The sequence below is a fragment of the Burkholderia sp. Ac-20384 genome, from assembly GCF_017104605.1.
GTDB classification, from domain to species: domain Bacteria; phylum Pseudomonadota; class Gammaproteobacteria; order Burkholderiales; family Burkholderiaceae; genus Burkholderia; species Burkholderia lata.
Genome location: NZ_JAAGPE010000066.1, coordinates 1 through 18,671, shown reverse-complemented (window position 1 = coordinate 18,671; position 18,671 = coordinate 1). Strand labels below are relative to the sequence as shown.

Here is an 18,671-nt window from a genome sequence, read left to right as displayed (position 1 = left end):
GCCGCGGCGCGACCCTGCCGGGTCGCGCCCCCTTGCTCTTCCCGTTTGCGTTGCCGCACCCACTCCGAATTCCGACCATCATGACCGAACCGACCCAAACGCAGCCCGCCGTTACCGCGGACGAAAACCAGATCATCGCCGAGCGCCGCGAGAAGCTGCGCGCCCTGCGCGAGCAAGGCGTCGCCTACCCGAACGATTTCCGCCCGACGCATCACGCAGCCGATCTGCAGACGACCTTCGCCGACTCGGACAAGGCCGCGCTGGAAGCGAACCCGGTCGAGGTGTCGGTTGCCGGCCGGATGATGCTCAAGCGCGTGATGGGCAAGGCAAGCTTCGCGACGGTGCAGGACGGTTCGGGCCAGATCCAGTTCTTCGTGACGCCGAACGACGTCGGCGCGGAAACCTACGACGCATTCAAGAAGTGGGACCTCGGCGACATCGTCGCCGCGCGCGGCGTGCTGTTCCGCACCAACAAGGGCGAGCTGTCGGTCCAGTGCAAGGAACTGCGCCTGCTGTCGAAGGCGCTGCGCCCGCTGCCGGACAAGTTCCACGGCCTGTCGGACCAGGAAATGCGCTACCGCCAGCGCTACGTCGACCTGATCGTCACGCCGGAAACGCGCGATACGTTCCGCGCCCGCACCAAGACGATCGCGTCGATCCGCAAGTTCATGGACAACGCCGAGTTCATGGAAGTCGAGACGCCGATGCTGCACCCGATCCCGGGCGGTGCGGCTGCAAAGCCGTTCGTCACGCATCACAACGCGCTCGACATGCAGATGTTCCTGCGCATCGCGCCGGAGCTGTACCTGAAGCGCCTGATCGTCGGCGGTTTCGAACGCGTGTTCGAAATCAACCGCAACTTCCGGAATGAAGGCGTGTCGCCGCGTCACAACCCGGAATTCACGATGATGGAGTTCTACGCCGCGTACACCGACTATCGCTGGCTGATGGACTTCACCGAGCAATTGATCCGCCAGGCGGCGATCGATGCGCTCGGCACCGCGACGATCCAGTACCAGGGCCGCGAGCTCGACCTCGCGAAGCCGTTCCACCGCCTGACGATCACGCAGGCGATCCAGAAGTACGCGCCGGACTACACCGCCGGCCAGCTGTCGGACGATGCGTTCCTGCGCACCGAACTGAAGCGCTTCGGCGTCGACGTGTCGCAGCCGGCGTTCCTGAACGCGGGCATCGGCGCACTGCAACTCGCGCTGTTCGAGGAAACGGCCGAAGCGCAGCTGTGGGAACCGACCTTCATCATCGACTACCCGGTCGAAGTGTCGCCGCTCGCACGTGCATCGGATACGGTGCCGGGCATCACCGAGCGTTTCGAGCTGTTCATGACCGGCCGCGAAATCGCGAACGGCTTCTCGGAGCTGAACGATCCGGAAGACCAGGCTGCGCGCTTCAAGAAGCAGGTCGAGCAGAAGGACGCGGGCGACGAGGAAGCGATGTTCTTCGACGCCGACTACATCCGCGCGCTCGAATACGGGATGCCTCCGACCGGCGGCTGCGGGATCGGCATCGACCGTCTCGTGATGCTGCTGACCGACAGCCCGACGATCCGCGACGTGCTGCTGTTCCCGCATCTGCGCCGCGAAGACTGATCGCCGCGCCCGCGTGTGCGCCGCGCCCTGCGGCGCGCACGCATCAGCTTTGTAACCACGCGTAAATCCCGCCAGCCGGCGTCCGCCGGCTTTCGATCCTCCCCCGTTTTATCCCCTCGTCGCGACGGCCTTCTCCGGGTTTTCCCTGCCATGACCGCCGGCGGCCTGCTGCAATTCGTTACACCTTGATACGGCACGCTGCTTGCCGCTGAACGACACTCCTCTTGCGTCACCACGCATGACCACGGGACCAGAACAAGGCACAGGAACGCCAAGTCTGCTCGAACCCGCAGCGTGGGATCCGGCCCGGCGCCGCAGTGCCGATCCGGATCGACATCGGAGAAAAAAATGGACAACCAGAATCAGACCACGCCGCAAAAGCAACGCCTCCACCCGCTCATCGCCACCGCCGCCGGCGCCGTCATCGTCGCCAGCCTCGCGGCGACGGCCGCGATCACCGGCGTGTTCCCGAAGGCCAGCAGCAGCAACGAACAGAACGGCCAGACCCAGGCCGCGCTGATCGCATCGCAGCCAGCCGTCGATACGGCCGCCGCGGCCAGCGCCGCACTGGCCGCTCAGGCTCAGCAGCAGGCGGCCGAACAGGCCGCCCAGGCCGCCGCGCAGCAGAAAGCCGCCGCCGTCGCGCAGGCCGAACCGAAGCCCGCGCCGCGCCCGGCCGCACCGCATCGCCGTCACACGACGGCACCGCAGCCGCCGCAATACGCTCAGCAACCGTCGGCACCCGCGCAGACCTACTGCCAGAGCTGCGGTACGGTCGTCGCGGTCACGCCGATCCGCACGCCCGGCCAAAGCTCGGGCATCGGTGCGGTTGGCGGCGCCGCGGCGGGCGGCCTGCTGGGCAACCAGTTCGGCCACGGCAACGGCCGTACCGCGATGACGATCATCGGCGCACTGGGTGGCGGCCTCGCCGGCAACCAGGTCGAAAAGCAGGTGCGCGCGGAAACCGACTACCAGGTGCAAGTGCAGATGGAGAGCGGCGCGACGCGCACGTTCACGTACCGCAACCAGCAGCCGCCGTTCGGCCAGGGCCAGCGCGTGCGGATCGAGAACGGGTCGCTGGTCGGCGCGTGATCGCGTGACGCCCCTGCCCGCGTATCGACCGCGGGCAACCGGCCTGAAAATGAAAACGGCTCGTGAGCGATTGCTCACGAGCCGTTTCTTTCGTTACCGGCCGGCTGCGCCATTGCGGCGCACGCGGTATTCAGTCTTCGTCGTCGAAGTCCGATTCGTCGATCCAGTGGGCCTGAATCGCCTCGAGGATCTTCTCGCCGGAATGGGTCGGATCGTCGTTGAAGCCATCGAGCTCGAGCACCCACTGGCGCAAGTCGACGAAGTTGATCCGCTGCGGGTCGATGTCCGGGTGCTTGTCCGCCAGTGCAATGGCTATTTCACGCGAATCGGTCCATTTCATCGCCTGCCTCCGGTTCCTGTCAGTGGTTTTCCTTCGCGTGGTTGATCGAGTACTTCGGAATCTCGACCACCAGGTCCGAATCTTCCTTCACGATTGCCTGGCACGACAAGCGCGACGTCGGCTCGAGGCCCCACGCCTTGTCCAGCAGATCGTCCTCGTCCTCCTCGGACGGCGTCAGGTCGTTGAAGCCTTCGCGGATCACCACGTGGCACGTCGTGCACGCGCACGACTTCTCGCATGCATGCTCGATCTCGATCCCGTGTTCGAGCAGGTTGTCGCAGATACTCTTGCCGGGCGTCGCGTCGATCACTGCGCCGTCCGGGCACAGTTCGACGTGAGGCAGCACCACCAGTTGAGGCATGTCCGTTCCGTCAGTCAGGGTGCGGCGCCAGGCGCCGCACGGTTCATTATCGCGCGGGCCGTCGCCGGCCCATGCGCAGTTCGTGAGTTCAGATTTCGTCGAGCCGGCGGCCCGACAGCGCGCGCTTGATGCTCTTGTCCATCCGGCGCGCCGCGAATTCGTCGGTGCCTTCGGCCAGCGCCTTGGTCGCCGCTTCGATCGCGTTCGTATCGTCGCCTTGCGCGACCGCGCGCAGCGCCGCGGCCAACGCGTCGACTTGCGTGCGCTCGTCCGCGTCGAGCAGTTCGCCGTCGGCCGCCAGCGCAGCCTGCGTCGCCTCGAGCATCCGCTCGACCTCGACCTGCGCTTCGCGCAGCGCGCGGGCGCGCATATCGATTTCGGCGGTCTTGAAGCTGTCCTCGAGCATCTTCGCGATGTCATCGTCGGCAAGACCGTACGACGGCTTCACGACGACCGATGCCTCGACGCCCGACAGCTGCTCGCGGGCAAACACCGACAGCAGGCCGTCCGCGTCGACCTGGTAGGTCACGCGAATACGTGCGGCGCCGGCCGTCATCGGCGGAATGCCGCGCAGCTCGAAGCGCGCAAGCGACCGGCAGTCGGCGACGAGCTCGCGCTCGCCTTGCACGACGTGGATCGCCATCGCGGTCTGGCCGTCCTTGAAGGTCGTGAATTCCTGCGCGCGTGCGATCGGAATCGTCGAGTTGCGCGGAATGATCTTCTCGACGAGTCCGCCCATCGTCTCGACACCGAGCGACAGCGGAATCACGTCGAGCAGCAGCCAGTCGTCGCCGGTGCCGCGATTGCCTGCGAGCAGGTCGGCCTGGATCGCCGCGCCGAGCGCGACGACCTGGTCCGGATCGAGGTTGACGAGCGGCGGCTGGCCGAAATATTTCGCGACCGCGTCGCGGATCACCGGCATGCGCGTCGCGCCGCCGACGAGCACGACGCCCTTGATGTCGGCCGACGTGACCTGCGCGTCGCGCAGCGCCTTGCGGGTCGGCGTGAGCGTGCGTTGCACGAGCGGCTCGACGAGCGACGCGAACGTGTCGTGCGAGATGGTCTGCACGAGGTGCGCGCCACCCGACAGCGTGACGTCGAGCGACGCCTGCGGCGCGGACGACAGCGCTTCCTTCAGCACGCGCACACGATCGAGCAGCAAGCGCACGTCCTCGGGCGCAAGCGTCTTCGCATCGATGCCGGCTTGCGCGAGCACGTGACCGAACAGCGCATGGTCGAAATCGTCGCCGCCGAGCGCGGAATCCCCGCCCGCGGCCAGCACTTCGAACACGCCCTTGGTCAGCTTCAGGATCGACAGGTCGAACGTGCCGCCGCCGAGGTCGTACACCGCGTAGAGGCCTTCGGACCCGTTGTCGAGACCGTAGGCGATCGCCGCGGCGGTCGGTTCGTTCAGCAGGCGCAGCACGTTGAGGCCCGCGAGGCGTGCGGCATCCTTGGTCGCCTGGCGTTGCGCTTCATCGAAATACGCAGGCACCGTGATCACCGCGCCGACCAGGTCGTCGCCCAGCGAATCTTCCGCGCGATAGCGCAGCGTCGCGAGAATCTCGGCTGACACTTCGACCGGGCTTTTCACGCCGTCGATGGTGCGGATCTGCACCATGCCCGGCGCATCGACGAATTCGTACGGCGCGTTCGCCGCACCTTCGACCTCGGCCTTGCCGCGGCCCATGAAGCGCTTGACCGACACGATCGTGTTGCGCGGATCGGTTGCGGCCTGCTCTTTCGCCTCGTGGCCGATGCGTCGGCCGCCCTTCTCGAGATAGCGGACCACCGACGGCAGCAGCACGCGGCCTGCTTCGTCCGGCAAGACTTCGGGCACGCTGTTGCGCACGGCCGCGACGAGCGAGTTCGTCGTGCCGAGATCGATCCCGACGGCGAGTCGCCGCTGATGCGGCGCCGGCGCCATGCCCGGTTCGGAAATTTGCAGTAAAGCCATCTTGGTTCGTTCGGGCGCTCGGCCCGTTTGCTGCGCGTGCCGCAAGGCACGCGGTTAAGTTTCGAGGCGCTCGATCTGCGCGCCCACTTCCGACGCGACCCGTTCGATGAACATCAGCTGGCGCACGGCCTCGGCGGCCGCCTGATCGGCGCCGCTGTCGAGCAGCGTGCCGAGGCGCTCCACCCGCACGCGCCGCTCTTCGCGCAACTCGGCGAGCAGCGCGTCGAGCGCGTCGACGTTGCGGGCGGCCGCGGCATCCTCGATGCCCTCGCGCCACTCCATCTGCTGCATCAGGAACGCCGGCTCCATCGCGGTGTTGTTTTCCGCGCCGATATCGACGCCGCGCAGCGACAGCAGATACGACGCGCGCTTCAGCGGATCGCGCAGCGTGCGATACGCCTCGTTCGCGCGGGTGGCCCATTGCATCGCGATGCGCTTCTGCGCGTCGCCGGCCGCTGCGAAGCGGTCCGGATGCACCTGCGTCTGCACCGTTCGGTAGGCGGCGTCGAGCACCGTCTCGTCGAGCGCGAATTGCGCCGGCAGGTGAAACAGGTCGAAGTGGCTGTCTTTCAGCGAGACCATCGTCGCGTTCAATTCCGGTTCGTCGCGCGGCAAACGCCGCACATTAAAAAGGCGGCCCGTGCCGCCTCTTGCCCGCATCGCGCGGAGATCCGCGTGGTCACACGCGGAACGATTCGCCGCAGCCGCACTCGTCCTTCACGTTCGGGTTGTTGAACTTGAACCCTTCGTTCAGGCCTTCGCGTGCGAAGTCGAGTTCGGTGCCGTCGATGTAGGCCAGGCTCTTCGGATCGACGATGACCTTCACGCCATGGCTCTCGAACACCTGATCCTCGGGAGCCAGCTCGTCGACATACTCGAGCTTGTACGCGAGCCCCGAGCACCCGGTCGTGCGAACGCCAAGCCGCAGGCCCACACCCTTGCCGCGACGGACGAGGTATTTCTGGACGTGCTGTGCTGCTTTTTCGGTCAGTGAAATTGCCATGATGTCCTTGCCGCGGCGCGCCACCGGGGCCCACCGCGTTCCTTCTGAAAGCCGCTCGATGCCGCTCAGGCTGCTGCCTGATCGCCTTCCGTGGTGTCGTGACGCTTCTTGTAGTCGGCCACGGCTGCCTTGATCGCGTCTTCCGCGAGGATCGAGCAGTGAATCTTCACCGGCGGCAGCGCGAGTTCTTCTGCGATCTGCGTGTTCTTGATCGACAGTGCTTCGTCGAGCGTCTTGCCCTTCACCCATTCGGTGACGAGCGAGCTCGACGCGATCGCCGAACCGCAACCGTAGGTCTTGAACTTCGCGTCTTCGATCACGCCGTCCGCGCCGACGCGGATCTGCAGCTTCATCACGTCGCCGCAGGCCGGCGCGCCGACCATGCCCGTGCCGACCGTGTCGTCGTCCTTCGCGAACGAACCGACGTTGCGCGGGTTTTCGTAGTGATCCAGAACCTTGTTGCTGTAAGACATGACTCAGACTCCTTGACTCGTAACGTCTGCGTGCGCGAATCCGCCCGCGGGTATGTTCTTCAATCCGGCGCTCAGTGTGCGGCCCATTCGATCGTCGACAGATCGATGCCTTCCTGGTGCATTTCCCAGAGCGGCGAGAGTTCGCGCAGCTTCGCGATCTTGCTGTTCAGCAGGTTGATCACGAAATCGACTTCCTGCTCCGTCGTGAAGCGGCCGACCGTGAAGCGGATCGAGCTGTGTGCCAGCTCGTCGTTGCGGCCGAGCGCACGCAGCACGTACGACGGCTCCAGCGACGCCGACGTGCATGCGGAGCCCGACGACACCGCGACGTCCTTGATCGCCATGATCAGCGACTCGCCTTCGACGAAGTTGAAACTGATGTTGAGGTTGTGCGGGACACGGCGTTCCATGTCGCCGTTCACGTACGTTTCCTCGATTTGCGACAGGCCGCGCAGCAGCTTGTCGCGCAGCATGCGGACGCGCTCGTTTTCCGTCGCCATTTCTTCACGTGCGATACGGAATGCTTCGCCCATGCCGACGATCTGGTGCGTCGCCAGCGTGCCCGAACGCATGCCGCGCTCGTGGCCGCCGCCGTGCATCTGCGCTTCGATGCGCACGCGCGGCTTGCGACGCACGTACAGCGCGCCGATACCCTTCGGGCCGTAGGTCTTGTGCGCCGAGAACGACATCAGGTCGACCTTCAGCTTCGCGAGGTCGATCTCGACCTTGCCGGTCGACTGGGCGGCGTCGACGTGGAACACGATGCCCTTCTCGCGGCAGATTTCACCGATCGTCTCGATGTCCTGGATCACGCCGATCTCGTTGTTCACGTGCATCACCGACACGAGGATCGTGTCCGGGCGCAGCGCAGCCTTGAACACGTCGAGGTCGATCAGGCCGTCATCCTTCACGTCGAGGTAAGTGACTTCGAAACCGTCACGCTCGAGCTCGCGGCACGTATCGAGCACAGCCTTGTGCTCGGTCTTCACCGTGATGATGTGCTTGCCCTTGCCCTTGTAGAAGTTCGCGGCACCCTTGATCGCGAGGTTGTCCGATTCCGTGGCGCCGGACGTCCAGATGATCTCGCGCGGATCCGCGTTCACGAGCGCGGCCACGTTCTCGCGCGCTTCCTCGACCGCACGCTCGGCGTCCCAGCCATATGCGTGGCTGCGCGACGCCGGGTTGCCGAACTGCTCGCGCAGGTACGGCACCATCTTGTCGACCACGCGCGGGTCGACCGGCGTCGTCGCGCTGTAATCCATATAGATGGGCAGGTGGAGAGTGTCTTGGGTCATCTGTCGCTCCGGGAATTCTGTGCAGGGACTATGTGCGTTATGGGGTATGGCGGCGCCTTCGCGCTCACGAACTCGCGATGTTGAACACCGAATTGGGGCCGAGCGGCATCGTGCGAACCGGCTCGGCCGGCGCCGCAACGGGCTCCGGCGTGCGCCGGTCGCGCAGCACCGCAGGTGCGCCCTCGCGAGCGCGCTGCTGATCGACGAGATCCTGCAGCGACACCGAATCGAGGTATTCGACCATCTTCTGGTTCAACGTCGACCACAGCTCGTGCGTCATGCAATGGCCGTCGGGCTGCTTCGAGCCGTCGCACGTGCCTTTGCCGCCGCACTGCGTGGCGTCGAGCGGTTCATCGACCGCGATGATGATGTCGGCGACGGTGACGTCCTGCGCGCGACGCGCGAGGTTGTAGCCGCCGCCCGGGCCGCGCACGGATTCGACGATTTCATGCCTGCGCAGCTTGCCGAACAGCTGTTCGAGATACGAGAGCGAAATCCGCTGGCGCTGGCTGATGCCTGCAAGCGTCACCGGGCCCTGCTCCTGGCGCAGTGCCAAGTCAATCATCGCCGTGACGGCGAAACGGCCTTTGGTGGTGAGTCTCATAGTGTCTAGGGGACTGCAATCTTGACGATTTTGGTCAAGTATAAATATTTGACGATTTTAGTCAAGTATCCATGTCTTTGATAGGGTATTCGCAGACCGCTGAATTCCGCGCGGTCAACGCTCCGTGCGGGCCCGGAGCGTCTCCAGCAGGCCCGCGCACGCGCGCTCGACCTGATCGAGCACCTGCTCGAAGCCCTGCGCACCGCCGAAATAGGGATCGGCCACTTCGGTTTCGGTCGAATCCGGCGCAAATTCCATCAGCAGGCGCACCTTGTCGTGATGCTGCGGCGGACAGCGGCGGCGCAACTCCGCGAGATTCGCGTCGTCCATCGCGAGCAGCAGGTCGAAGCGCTCGAAATCCGCCGCGCTCACCTGTCGTGCGCGCAGCGCCGACAGGTCATAGCCGCGGCCACGTGCGGCAGCCTGCGCACGCGTATCGGGCGGCTCGCCGACATGCCAGTCGCCAGTACCGGCCGAATCGATCGCGATCCGGTCCGCCAGCGCGGCCGCGTCGACCTGGTGACGCATCACGCCTTCCGCGGTGGGCGAACGGCAGATGTTGCCGAGACAGACGAAACAGATCGAAACGCGGGTCATCGCACTATCGGAAAGCCGCGGCGAGCCGCGTGGGAGAAGAACACGCCATTATACAAAGGCGGCCGAAATCGCGCCGCCGCGCAAAGCGACGGCGCCATGCCTTACAGCGCCTTCGGCGCCGCGAGCACGACGTCGCCGGATGCCGCCGGCAGCGGCTTCGCAGCGTCGCCGACCAGCCCGAACGACACCGCGCGCGCCAGCTCGGCGGAAGCCTGGTGAACCGCGAGCGGACCACGCGACGGCGCCTCGGCCATCGCATGCAGATAGGCAGCCGCGGCCAGCGGAACGACGATTGCCAGCGGCCAGTACATCGATATTGTCTTTTTCATGATGCGGACCTCCTTGACCTCGTACCCCGAAACCCAATTCCGGGGACTACAGACAGGATTCTATAGACCGCACCTATCGAGATAAATATACAAATAGCGAACGCACTGTTGTCACCGGATGAACAGTCGTCAGCCGAGGTGACTTTGCGAGGCCGCGTACAGCTCGCGGAACGTGCGCCCGGTCGGCGTCGGCATGTCGCGCGTATCCATCCAGCCGCCCATCATCGGCAGGCGCCGCAGCGTGCCGCCGTTGCCGCCCAGCCGCTCGAGGATGCGCACCGCGAGCTTGGTCGTCAGCGCGTACAGCATCGGCCGGCGCGCGAAGAAGCCCCAGGCGGCGAGTGCCGCCCGCTCGCGCCACGGTCGCAGGTGTCGCTCGACCTGCTTCTCGCGCAGCGTGCGTAACAAGTGCGACAGCGGAATCCCGGCCGGGCACACGCTGTCGCATTCCCCGCACAGGGTTGCGGCCTGCGGCAGGTCGAGTGAGCGGTCGAGCCCGACGTAGCTCGGCGTCAGCACGGACCCCATCGGTCCCGGATAGACCCAGCCGTACGCGTGGCCGCCGACCTTCTGGTACACCGGACAATGGTTCATGCATGCACCGCAGCGGATGCAGCGCAGCATCTCCTGGAATTCGCCGCCGATCAGCCCGGTGCGGCCGCCGTCGACGAGCACCACATAGTTCTGCTCGGGACCATCCTCGTCGCCCGGGCCCCGCGGCCCGGTCAGCAGCGAGAAGTAGTTCGACGTCTTCTGCCCCGTCGCGGAGCGCGGCAGCAGGCGCATCGCGGTCGCGAGATCCTCGAGCGTCGGCAGCACCTTCTCGATGCCCGTTACCGCCACGTGCACGCGCGGCATCACGGTGCACATCCCCTCGTTCCCTTCATTCGTCACGATCGCGACCGAACCGGTCTCGGCAATCACGAAGTTGCCGCCCGTCACACCCATGTCGGCCGACATGAAATGCGGGCGCAGCACCTCGCGCGCCTCGCGCGTCATGTCCGGAATCTCGGTGAGCCGCTCGCGATTGTGCGTGCGCGCGAACAGGTCGGCAATCTCGTCCTTGTCCTTGTGCACGACGGGCGCAATGATGTGGCTCGGCGGCTCGTTGTCGTTGATCTGCAGGATGTATTCGCCGAGATCCGTCTCGATCGACTGCACGCCCATCTCCGCGAGCACCGCGTTCAGGCGCATTTCCTCCGACACCATCGACTTGGTCTTGATGACCTTCTTCACGTCGTGACGACGCGCGATGTCGGCCACGAGCCGCGCGGCATCCGCGGTCGTTTCGGCGAACAGCACCGTCGTGCCGCGCCGCGTCGCCTCGCGCTCGAACGCCTCGAGCCACACGTCGAGGTTCTCCAGCGCACGGTTGCGGCGGGCCTTCAGGGCGGCGCGCGTGGCCGGGAAGTCGATCGCGGTCATCGCGTCGGCGCGCGCGGACACGAATTTCGTCGACAGCTTCTTCAGGTTCTGCTGCAGGCGCTGGTCGGCCAGCTTCTGGCCGGCGCGCGCCTTGAAATGCATCGATTGGACTTGCATCGCGGTATCGGGGAAAAGTGAGCGGAACCGGGCGTCAGACGTCGCCCGCCAGCACCTGCGCGACGTGCAGCACGCGCGTGTCGCGGTCGCCGGTGCGGCGCAACCGCCCTTCGATGTTCAGCATGCAGCCGAGATCGCCAAGCACGACGGCGCCGGTACCGGCCGCGCGCACGTTCGCGCATTTCTCGTCCGCGATGGCCGCCGAAATGTCGCCGTACTTGACCGCGAACGTGCCGCCGAAGCCGCAGCAGTGCTCGCAGTCCTTCATCTCAGTGACCGCGATGCCGCGCTGCGCGAGCAGCGCGCGCGGCTGCGCCTTCACGCCGAGCTCACGCAGGCCCGAGCACGAATCGTGATAGGTGACGGGCCCGGTGAATTCGCCCGGCGCGAGCGACACCTTCGCGACGTTCGCCAGGAAATCGGTCAGTTCGTAGACCTTCTGCTGGAACCGCGTGTAGCGCCCCATCAGCTCGGGGTCGTCGCGGAACAGGTCGCCGTAGTGCGCACGGATCATCCCGCCGCACGAACCCGACGGCGCAACGACGTAATCGAACTGCTCGAACTCGCGCAGCGTCTTTTCCGCGAGATCGCGTGCGAGCGCGCGGTCGCCCGAGTTGTAGGCCGGCTGGCCGCAGCAAGTCTGCGCGGGCGGCACGATCACCTCGTAGCCGGCGTCGCGAATCAGCTTGAGCGCCGAAAAACCGATTTCGGGGCGCATCAGATCGACCAGGCAGGTCACGAACAAACCGACTCGCATACGTGCTCCTTCGAGAAAACGGCTCTCATTATCCGCCGTTTGGCCGGCAAGACCAACGCCGGCGCTCACGCAAGCCCGCACGGCGCGAAACGAGGATTTCCTCGAACGGCGTTCGCTTTTTTCACGATACGAGATACAATCGTTCCAATACCGCTTGACGCGTCAACCGATTTCTCCCCCGACATGAGCCAACCCACCCCGGATTCAAAAACGTCGATCCAGGTGATCGAACGCATGATGCGGTTGCTGGACGCGCTCGCCGCGCACAGTGACCCTGTCAGCCTGAAGGAGCTTGCGCAGCGGACGGAGCTGCACCCGTCGACCGCGCACCGCATCCTCAACGACATGGTGACCTGCCGTCTCGTCGACCGCTCCGATCCCGGCACGTACCGCCTCGGCATGCGGTTGCTGGAGCTCGGCAACCTCGTGAAGGCGCGCCTGTCGGTACGCGACGCGGCGCTGATGCCGATGCGCGAGCTGCACCGCCTCACCGGGCAGACCGTGAACCTGTCGGTGCGCCAGGGCGACGAGATCGTCTACATCGAGCGCGCGTATTCGGAGCGCTCCGGGATGCAGGTCGTCCGTGCGATCGGTGGCCGCGCGCCGCTGCACCTGACGTCGGTCGGCAAGCTGTTCCTCGCGGCCGACGAGACGTCGCGCGTGCGCGCCTATGCGACGCGCACGGGGCTGTCCGGCCATACGCAGAACAGCATCACCGACATCGCGAAGCTCGAGCGCGAGCTGACGATCGTGCGCCAGCAATCGTGCGCACGCGACAACGAGGAGCTGGAGCTCGGCGTGCGCTGTATCGCGGCCGGCATCTACGACGATTCGGGCAAGCTCGTCGCGGGCCTGTCGCTGTCGGCGCCGGCCGATCGCCTCCAGGATGCGTGGCTCGGCCAGTTGAGCCGCACGGCCCTCACCATTTCGGAATCGCTCGGCTACCGGCCGGCGCCCACGAAGGATACGGACGGGCTGCAGCGGCAGGCGTAAGCCGCTCCCGCGCACCCAATGAAAAAGCCCCGCGATTGCGGGGCTTTTTTTTCAGCCGTCGGCGCGGCGGCGAACCGCCACGCCATCGTGCGATCAGGTCCCGCCGGCCGGCGTATTGGCCGCCGTCAGGCGCTCGCCGCCGCCGGCATCGAGCCAGTTGCGCAGGCGCGCCGCATCGGCGAAGCGCGAATACTTGCCGAACGAATCCAGCAGCACCATCACCATCGGCTTGCCGTGGATCGTCGCCTGCATCACGAGACATTCGCCGGCTTCGTTGATGAAGCCCGTCTTCTGCAGACCGATGTCCCACGAGCCATTGCCGCGGATCAGCGCGTTCGTGCTGTTGTAGACCAGGTTGCGCTTGCCCGTGTACACCTCATAGGTGCGATCGGTCGAGAACTGACGAATCATCGGGTACTGGTACGCCGCATTGACCATCTTCACGAGGTCGCGCGCGCTCGACACGTTCGAGCTCGACAGACCCGTCGAATTCTCGAAGTGCGTATCGGTCATGCCGAGCGACTTCGCCTTTGCGTTCATCGCGGCGATGAACGCCGGACGGCCGCCCGGGTAGTAACGCGACAGCGCAGCGGCCGCGCGGTTTTCCGACGCCATCAGCGCGATGTGCAGCATGTCCTCACGCGACAGCACCGAGCCGACCGACAGGCGCGAGCCCGTGCCCTTCTCGTAGTCGCGGTCTTCGTCGGTGACTTCGATCTGGTCGGTCATCGGCGTCTTCGAGTCGAGCACGACCATCGCCGTCATCAGCTTCGAGATCGACGCGATCGGCACGACGGCGTGCGAATTCTTGTCGAACAGCGGCTCGCCCGAATTCTGGTCGACGACATACGCGACGCTCGAACGCAGCGCCAGCGCGTCGGGCGTGTCGTGCAGGCCGAACGCCTGGCCGACGGTCGGCCGGCGCGGCTGGAACGCGACCTTGCGCACTGCGCCGTGATGGCCGCCATGCACGTTCGACGCGAGCGTCACGCGCTTGCGCGATGCCTTCGCGCGCGGCGCGTCGGCGGCCGCGACTTTCGCGGATTTATCGGAGCTGGCCTTGGCCGACTTCTTCTTCGCGGACGAAGCAGGAGCGACAGCCTTTTTCTTGGCGGCTTGTTGGGTCTTCGCAGTGGCGGCAAAGGCGTCAGCGGGCGCGACGGTCGCGGTGGTCGCCAGCAAGGCGACTGCGATCGACACAGCCGTGCCGAGCGTCATGCTCTGCAACAATCTGCGCGGTGAAAACGATTCGGCTTTCATTGGGGTCTGGACAAAGCGGGCGGGAGGTTTCCGCAAGTGTAGTTAAAGCTGAAAAAAAGAGCAATATTAGGCACTTACCGATCGTCGTTAAACCGGAATGTAAGGGTTGGCCAACCTCTGACCAATGAACCCTCCCGCTCCCATCGAAAAAATTGATGGGATGCGCTGCCCGACAGTACCCGTCTCCCGATTACACACGGTTAATTGAGATAACGTCACTTCGGAGGCGATTTAAAGCGGGGAAACTACGTATCCGGCGCTCGGGGTGCCAGGGGCGCCGGTCTCGGCCGTGGCAGCGGCACGTCGCCACGGTACGCGCATCGAAACGGCGCGTTTTTCGACAGGAACAGAAGGATAACGTTCCACAGGCCTGTCAGGTTTACCTGTGCATGATCATGGTGCGCCGCGCCTGCCCCTCAGCCGTGCGCACCATCTGGGATCGCGGCATGAAACCGATTCCGAACGGCCACGATAACTCGTTGTTTTATCGATAATTTGTCACGATTGTGCAACGCACAAAAAATACTTGACATTGGTTTTCTCTGCCCTAAAATAAGCCTCATTGTTGCGTTGCACAAAGCACGCACATCCGAGGTTCCCCAGCGTAGTGCCCTTTACCCTGCGATCGACGCGATCGCTTTTCAGGAGCTTGACATGTCCTTGCTGACCCCCGAGCAAATCGCCGCCGCCCAGAAAGCCAACCTCGAAAGCCTGTTCGGTCTGACGACCAAGGCGTTCGAAGGCGTCGAAAAGCTGATCGAACTCAACCTGCAGGTCGTGAAGTCGACGCTGGCCGAAGGCCAGGAAAACGCACAGCGCCTGCTGTCGGTGAAGGACGCACAGGAACTGATCGCGCTGCAAGCGAGCCTGTCGCAGCCGGTCGCGGAAAAGGTGCTGTCGTACGGCCGTCACCTGTATGAAATCGCATCGTCGACGCAAGCCGAGTTCGCGAAGGTTGCCGAAGCGCAATTCGAAGAGCAGAACAAGAAGGTCCAGGCACTCGTCGACAACGTCGCGAAGAACGCCCCGGCTGGTTCGGAAACGGCTGTCGCTGCACTGAAGTCGGCACTGAACGCTGCGAACACCACGTACGAAACGGTTCAGAAGGCAACGAAGCAAGCCGTCGAAATCGCTGAAACGAACTTCAACGCCGCTGCTGCCGTCGCAACGAAGGCTGCTACCGCCGCTGCTGCACGTCGTACGAGCAAGCCGACCGCGTAAGCGTCCCCTGCTCCTGAAAGAGCCGCGCCCAGCGCGGCTTTTTCGCTTGTGGTGCCGGAGCGTGCGCGAACCGGCAGCCGCCAGCCGGCTTCGAATGGTCGTTTGACTACCGCGCTGGCCGCAAGCAAAAGCAAACGCCGCCGCCCGGTTTCCCGAGCGGCGGCGTTTTTCATGGGCCGGCAGATTGCCGGCCGAGCCGGTCGCGTTACTTCTTGCGTTGCGGCGGCAGGTCCGTACAGACGCCTTCATACAGCTCGGCGGCCATGCCGACCGATTCGCCGAGCGTCGGGTGCGGATGGATCGTCTTGCCGATGTCTTCCGCGTCCGCGCCCATCTCGACGGCGAGGCACACTTCGCTGATCAGGTCGCCTGCGTTCAGACCGACGATGCCGCCGCCGATCACGCGATGGGTTTCCTCGTCGAAGATCAGCTTCGTGAAGCCTTCGTCGCGGCCGTTCGCGATCGCGCGGCCCGAAGCGGCCCACGGGAACACGGCCTTGCCGTACTTGATGCCTTCGGCCTTGCACTGGTCTTCCGTCTTGCCGGCCCAGGCCACTTCCGGATCGGTGTACGCCACCGACGGGATCTGCAGTGCGTCGAAGTACGACTTCTCGCCGTGCGCGGCTTCCGCTGCGACGTGGCCTTCGTGCACGGCCTTGTGCGCGAGCATCGGCTGGCCGACGATATCGCCGATCGCGAAGATGTGCGGCACGTTCGTGCGCATCTGCTTGTCGACGTCGATGAAGCCGCGATCCGTGACGGCGACGCCAGCCTTGTCGGCGCCGATCTTCTTGCCGTTCGGGCTACGGCCCACCGCGACGAGCACGAGATCGTAGCGCTGCGGCTCCGCCGGCGCCTTCTCGCCCTCGAACTTCACGTAGATGCCGTCTTCCTTCGCTTCCGCGCCGACCGTCTTGGTCTTCAGCATCACGTTGCCGAAGCGCTTCGCGTTGTACTTTTCCCAGACCTTGACGAGATCGCGGTCCGCACCGTTCATCAGGACGTCGAGCATTTCGACGACGTCGATCTCGGCGCCAAGCGTCGAGTAGACCGTCGCCATTTCGAGGCCGATGATGCCGCCGCCGATCACGAGCATCCGCTTCGGCTGCTGGCGCAGTTCGAGCGCGCCGGTCGAATCGACGATGCGCGGGTCTTCCGGCAGGAACGGCAGCTTCACCGATTGCGAGCCGGCCGCGATGATCGCCTGCTTGAAGCGGACGACCTTCTTGCCGTTTTCGCCCTGCACTTCCATGTGGAACGGATCGACGAATGCGCCGACGCCCGTGACCACTTCGACCTTGCGTGCCTTGGCCATGCCGGCGAGGCCCGTCGTCAGCTTCTTGACGACGCCGCCCTTGAAGTCGCGCAGCTTGTCGAGATCGACTTCCGGCTTGCCGAACGTGATGCCGTGCGACGCGAGCGCCGCGGCTTCTTCGACGACGAGCGACGTATGCAGCAGCGCTTTCGACGGGATGCAGCCGACGTTCAGGCACACGCCGCCGAGCGTCGAATAGCGTTCGACGAGCACGGTCTTCATGCCGAGGTCGGCAGCGCGGAACGCGGCCGAGTAGCCACCGGGGCCGGCGCCGAGCACGAGCATGTCGCATTCGACGTCGACGGCACCTGCATAGCTGCCGGCTTGCGGCGCGGGAGCCGGAGCGGCTGCGGCCGGTGCGGGTGCAGCGGCTGCGGGCTTGGCTGCTTCGGGTGCTTTCGCGGGTGCGGCGGCGCCAGCCGAGGCTTCGACGATGGCGATGACGGTGCCTTGCGAGACCTTCTCGCCGGCTTTGACCTTGATTTCCTTGACGGTGCCGGCGACGTCGCTGGGCACTTCCATGGAGGCTTTATCGGATTCGAGCGTGATGAGCGTTTGCTCTTTTTCGATCACGTCGCCGGGTTTGACGTTGACTTCGATGACATCGACGCCGCTGAAATCGCCGATATCCGGAACCTTGACTTCGATGAGACTCATTACTGTCCCCTTCTTGATTAGCTGCAGACAGAGAGGGAGAAACCCGCAGAGAAAACCCGCGACTACGGCCTGACCAAAGAGCGCGAACCTGGGCAGAACCACCTTTGCTGTCCGCCCAAGGACGCGCCTTTCTTTTGGTTACTTTTCTTTGGAAGACAAAGAAAAGTGACCGCCGCCCCGCGCAGGGGCGACGCTAATAGACCGTTAGCGAAACAGGTTCAACGACCGGGCGCGGACGACAAACAAAAAACCCACGCCCCCGCGAGCACTCTCCCCGCTCATCAAAGAATGATGCGACGGAAATCCGCGAGCAACGCGCCGAGATACGCATTGAACCGCGCGGCTTCCGCGCCATCGATCACGCGATGGTCATACGACAGCGACAGCGGCAGCGTCAGACGCGGCACGAATTGCTTGCCGTCCCACACCGGCTTCATCTGGCCGCGCGACAACCCGAGGATCGCCACTTCCGGTGCGTTGATGATCGGCGTGAAGTTCGTGCCGCCGATCCCGCCGAGCGACGAGATCGAGAAGCAGCCGCCTTGCATCTGGTCCGGCTTCAGCTTGCCGTCGCGTGCGGCCTTCGACAGCTCGGCCATTTCCTTCGCGATATCGACGAGCCCCTTCTTGTCCGCATCGCGGATCACCGGCACGACGAGACCGTTCGGCGTGTCCGCAGCAAAACCGACGTGGTAGTACTGCTTGAACACCAGGTTGTCGCCGTCGAGGCTCGCGTTGAAGGTCGGGAACTTCTTCAGCGCAGCGACGACCGCCTTGATCACGAACGCGAGCATCGTGAACTTCACGCCCGCCTTCTCGTGTTCCTTGTTCAGCTGCACGCGCAGTGCTTCGAGCTCGGTGATGTCCGCTTCGTCGTTGTTCGTGACGTGCGGGATCATCACCCAGTTGCGATGCAGGTTCGCGCCCGAGATCTTCTTGATGCGCGACAGCGGCTTCGCCTCGAACGGGCCGAACTTCGAGAAGTCGACCTTCGGCCACGGCAGCAGGTTCAGCTCGCCGCCGCCTGCCGGCGCGGCTGCCGCGCCCGGTGCTGCGCGCTGGCCGGTCATCACGCCCTTCACGAAGCCCGTGACGTCTTCCTTCGTAATGCGGCCCTTCGGACCCGAACCCTGCACGCGTGCGACTTCGACGCCGAGTTCGCGCGCGAACTTGCGCACCGACGGCGATGCGTGGCTGGCGCGGTATTCACCCGACGGCGCAGCGGCCGGAGCCGGCGCAGCAGCAGCCGGTGCTGCGGCCTTCGCGGA

19 protein-coding genes are annotated in these 18,671 nt (G+C 65.1%); 4 read left to right on the top strand and 15 right to left on the bottom strand.

The window, feature by feature from the left end; genetic code table 11:
* The first annotated feature begins 80 nt into the window (after positions 1-80).
* Together lysS and G3O00_RS15270 are read left to right on the top strand one after the other, a co-directional pair.
* Positions 81-1,607, top strand: a complete 1,527-nt coding sequence (gene lysS, locus G3O00_RS15275; RefSeq protein WP_041492890.1) for a lysine--tRNA ligase — start codon at positions 81-83, stop codon at positions 1,605-1,607.
* A 348-nt stretch (positions 1,608-1,955) separates the two neighbouring features.
* Positions 1,956-2,699 carry a glycine zipper 2TM domain-containing protein gene (locus tag G3O00_RS15270; RefSeq protein ID WP_174933576.1) on the top strand — a complete coding sequence of 248 codons (744 nt, stop codon included), beginning with the start codon at positions 1,956-1,958 and terminating at the stop codon, positions 2,697-2,699.
* 130 nt (positions 2,700-2,829) lie between these two features.
* Here the strand turns inward: G3O00_RS15270 and iscX are convergent, their stop codons facing one another.
* The 12 genes from iscX to G3O00_RS15210 form a co-directional block, all read right to left on the bottom strand.
* A complete protein-coding gene (gene iscX / locus G3O00_RS15265) occupies positions 2,830-3,039 on the bottom strand; it encodes a Fe-S cluster assembly protein IscX (protein ID WP_011352557.1) in 210 nt (69 codons plus the stop codon).
* Between the two features lie 19 nt (positions 3,040-3,058).
* The gene (fdx, locus tag G3O00_RS15260) at positions 3,059-3,400 is read right to left on the bottom strand and encodes an ISC system 2Fe-2S type ferredoxin (protein ID WP_011352558.1); all 342 of its coding nucleotides are present in this window, start codon (positions 3,398-3,400) and stop codon (positions 3,059-3,061) included.
* Positions 3,401-3,488: 88 nt separating this feature from the next.
* Positions 3,489-5,357 (bottom strand): Fe-S protein assembly chaperone HscA, encoded by a 1,869-nt coding sequence (gene hscA, locus G3O00_RS15255; RefSeq protein WP_206143474.1) that lies wholly within the window; start codon positions 5,355-5,357, stop codon positions 3,489-3,491.
* Positions 5,358-5,411: 54 nt separating this feature from the next.
* The gene (gene hscB, locus G3O00_RS15250) at positions 5,412-5,939 is read right to left on the bottom strand and encodes a Fe-S protein assembly co-chaperone HscB (protein WP_011352560.1); all 528 of its coding nucleotides are present in this window, start codon (positions 5,937-5,939) and stop codon (positions 5,412-5,414) included.
* A gap of 97 nt (positions 5,940-6,036) precedes the next feature.
* On the bottom strand, positions 6,037-6,360 hold the full coding sequence (gene iscA, locus G3O00_RS15245) for an iron-sulfur cluster assembly protein IscA (protein ID WP_011352561.1): 324 nt from the start codon (positions 6,358-6,360) through the stop codon (positions 6,037-6,039).
* Between the two features lie 65 nt (positions 6,361-6,425).
* Positions 6,426-6,833, bottom strand: a complete 408-nt coding sequence (iscU, locus tag G3O00_RS15240; protein WP_011352562.1) for a Fe-S cluster assembly scaffold IscU — start codon at positions 6,831-6,833, stop codon at positions 6,426-6,428.
* A gap of 71 nt (positions 6,834-6,904) precedes the next feature.
* Positions 6,905-8,128, bottom strand: a complete 1,224-nt coding sequence (locus G3O00_RS15235) for an IscS subfamily cysteine desulfurase (RefSeq protein ID WP_011352563.1) — start codon at positions 8,126-8,128, stop codon at positions 6,905-6,907.
* Between the two features lie 64 nt (positions 8,129-8,192).
* Positions 8,193-8,732, bottom strand: a complete 540-nt coding sequence (gene iscR / locus G3O00_RS15230; RefSeq protein ID WP_009691731.1) for a Fe-S cluster assembly transcriptional regulator IscR — start codon at positions 8,730-8,732, stop codon at positions 8,193-8,195.
* A 114-nt stretch (positions 8,733-8,846) separates the two neighbouring features.
* The gene (locus tag G3O00_RS15225; RefSeq protein ID WP_011352564.1) at positions 8,847-9,329 is read right to left on the bottom strand and encodes a low molecular weight protein-tyrosine-phosphatase; all 483 of its coding nucleotides are present in this window, start codon (positions 9,327-9,329) and stop codon (positions 8,847-8,849) included.
* A 101-nt stretch (positions 9,330-9,430) separates the two neighbouring features.
* Entirely contained in the window at positions 9,431-9,658 is a 228-nt protein-coding gene (locus tag G3O00_RS15220; protein WP_011352565.1) for a hypothetical protein, read from the bottom strand.
* Positions 9,659-9,787: 129 nt separating this feature from the next.
* Positions 9,788-11,200, bottom strand: coding sequence for a lactate utilization protein B (locus G3O00_RS15215; protein WP_206143473.1), 1,413 nt, complete (start codon positions 11,198-11,200; stop codon positions 9,788-9,790).
* 34 nt (positions 11,201-11,234) lie between these two features.
* Entirely contained in the window at positions 11,235-11,957 is a 723-nt protein-coding gene (locus tag G3O00_RS15210) for a (Fe-S)-binding protein (RefSeq protein ID WP_174933570.1), read from the bottom strand.
* Positions 11,958-12,140: 183 nt separating this feature from the next.
* On the opposite strand from G3O00_RS15210, the gene G3O00_RS15205 reads away from it, so the two are divergent.
* Positions 12,141-12,950, top strand: a complete 810-nt coding sequence (locus G3O00_RS15205) for an IclR family transcriptional regulator (RefSeq protein ID WP_011352568.1) — start codon at positions 12,141-12,143, stop codon at positions 12,948-12,950.
* 93 nt (positions 12,951-13,043) lie between these two features.
* Here the strand turns inward: G3O00_RS15205 and pbpG are convergent, their stop codons facing one another.
* Positions 13,044-14,210, bottom strand: a complete 1,167-nt coding sequence (pbpG, locus tag G3O00_RS15200; protein WP_206143472.1) for a D-alanyl-D-alanine endopeptidase — start codon at positions 14,208-14,210, stop codon at positions 13,044-13,046.
* Positions 14,211-14,864: 654 nt separating this feature from the next.
* Between pbpG and G3O00_RS15195 the strand changes: the two genes are divergently transcribed.
* On the top strand, positions 14,865-15,431 hold the full coding sequence (locus tag G3O00_RS15195; RefSeq protein ID WP_011352570.1) for a phasin family protein: 567 nt from the start codon (positions 14,865-14,867) through the stop codon (positions 15,429-15,431).
* Between the two features lie 205 nt (positions 15,432-15,636).
* On the opposite strand, the gene lpdA is transcribed toward G3O00_RS15195, so the two are convergent.
* Both lpdA and G3O00_RS15185 read right to left on the bottom strand, forming a co-directional pair.
* Entirely contained in the window at positions 15,637-17,403 is a 1,767-nt protein-coding gene (gene lpdA / locus G3O00_RS15190) for a dihydrolipoyl dehydrogenase (RefSeq protein ID WP_206143471.1), read from the bottom strand.
* 281 nt (positions 17,404-17,684) lie between these two features.
* Positions 17,685-18,671: dihydrolipoyllysine-residue acetyltransferase (locus G3O00_RS15185; protein WP_206143470.1), on the bottom strand; the 987-nt coding region annotated here is incomplete at its 5' end.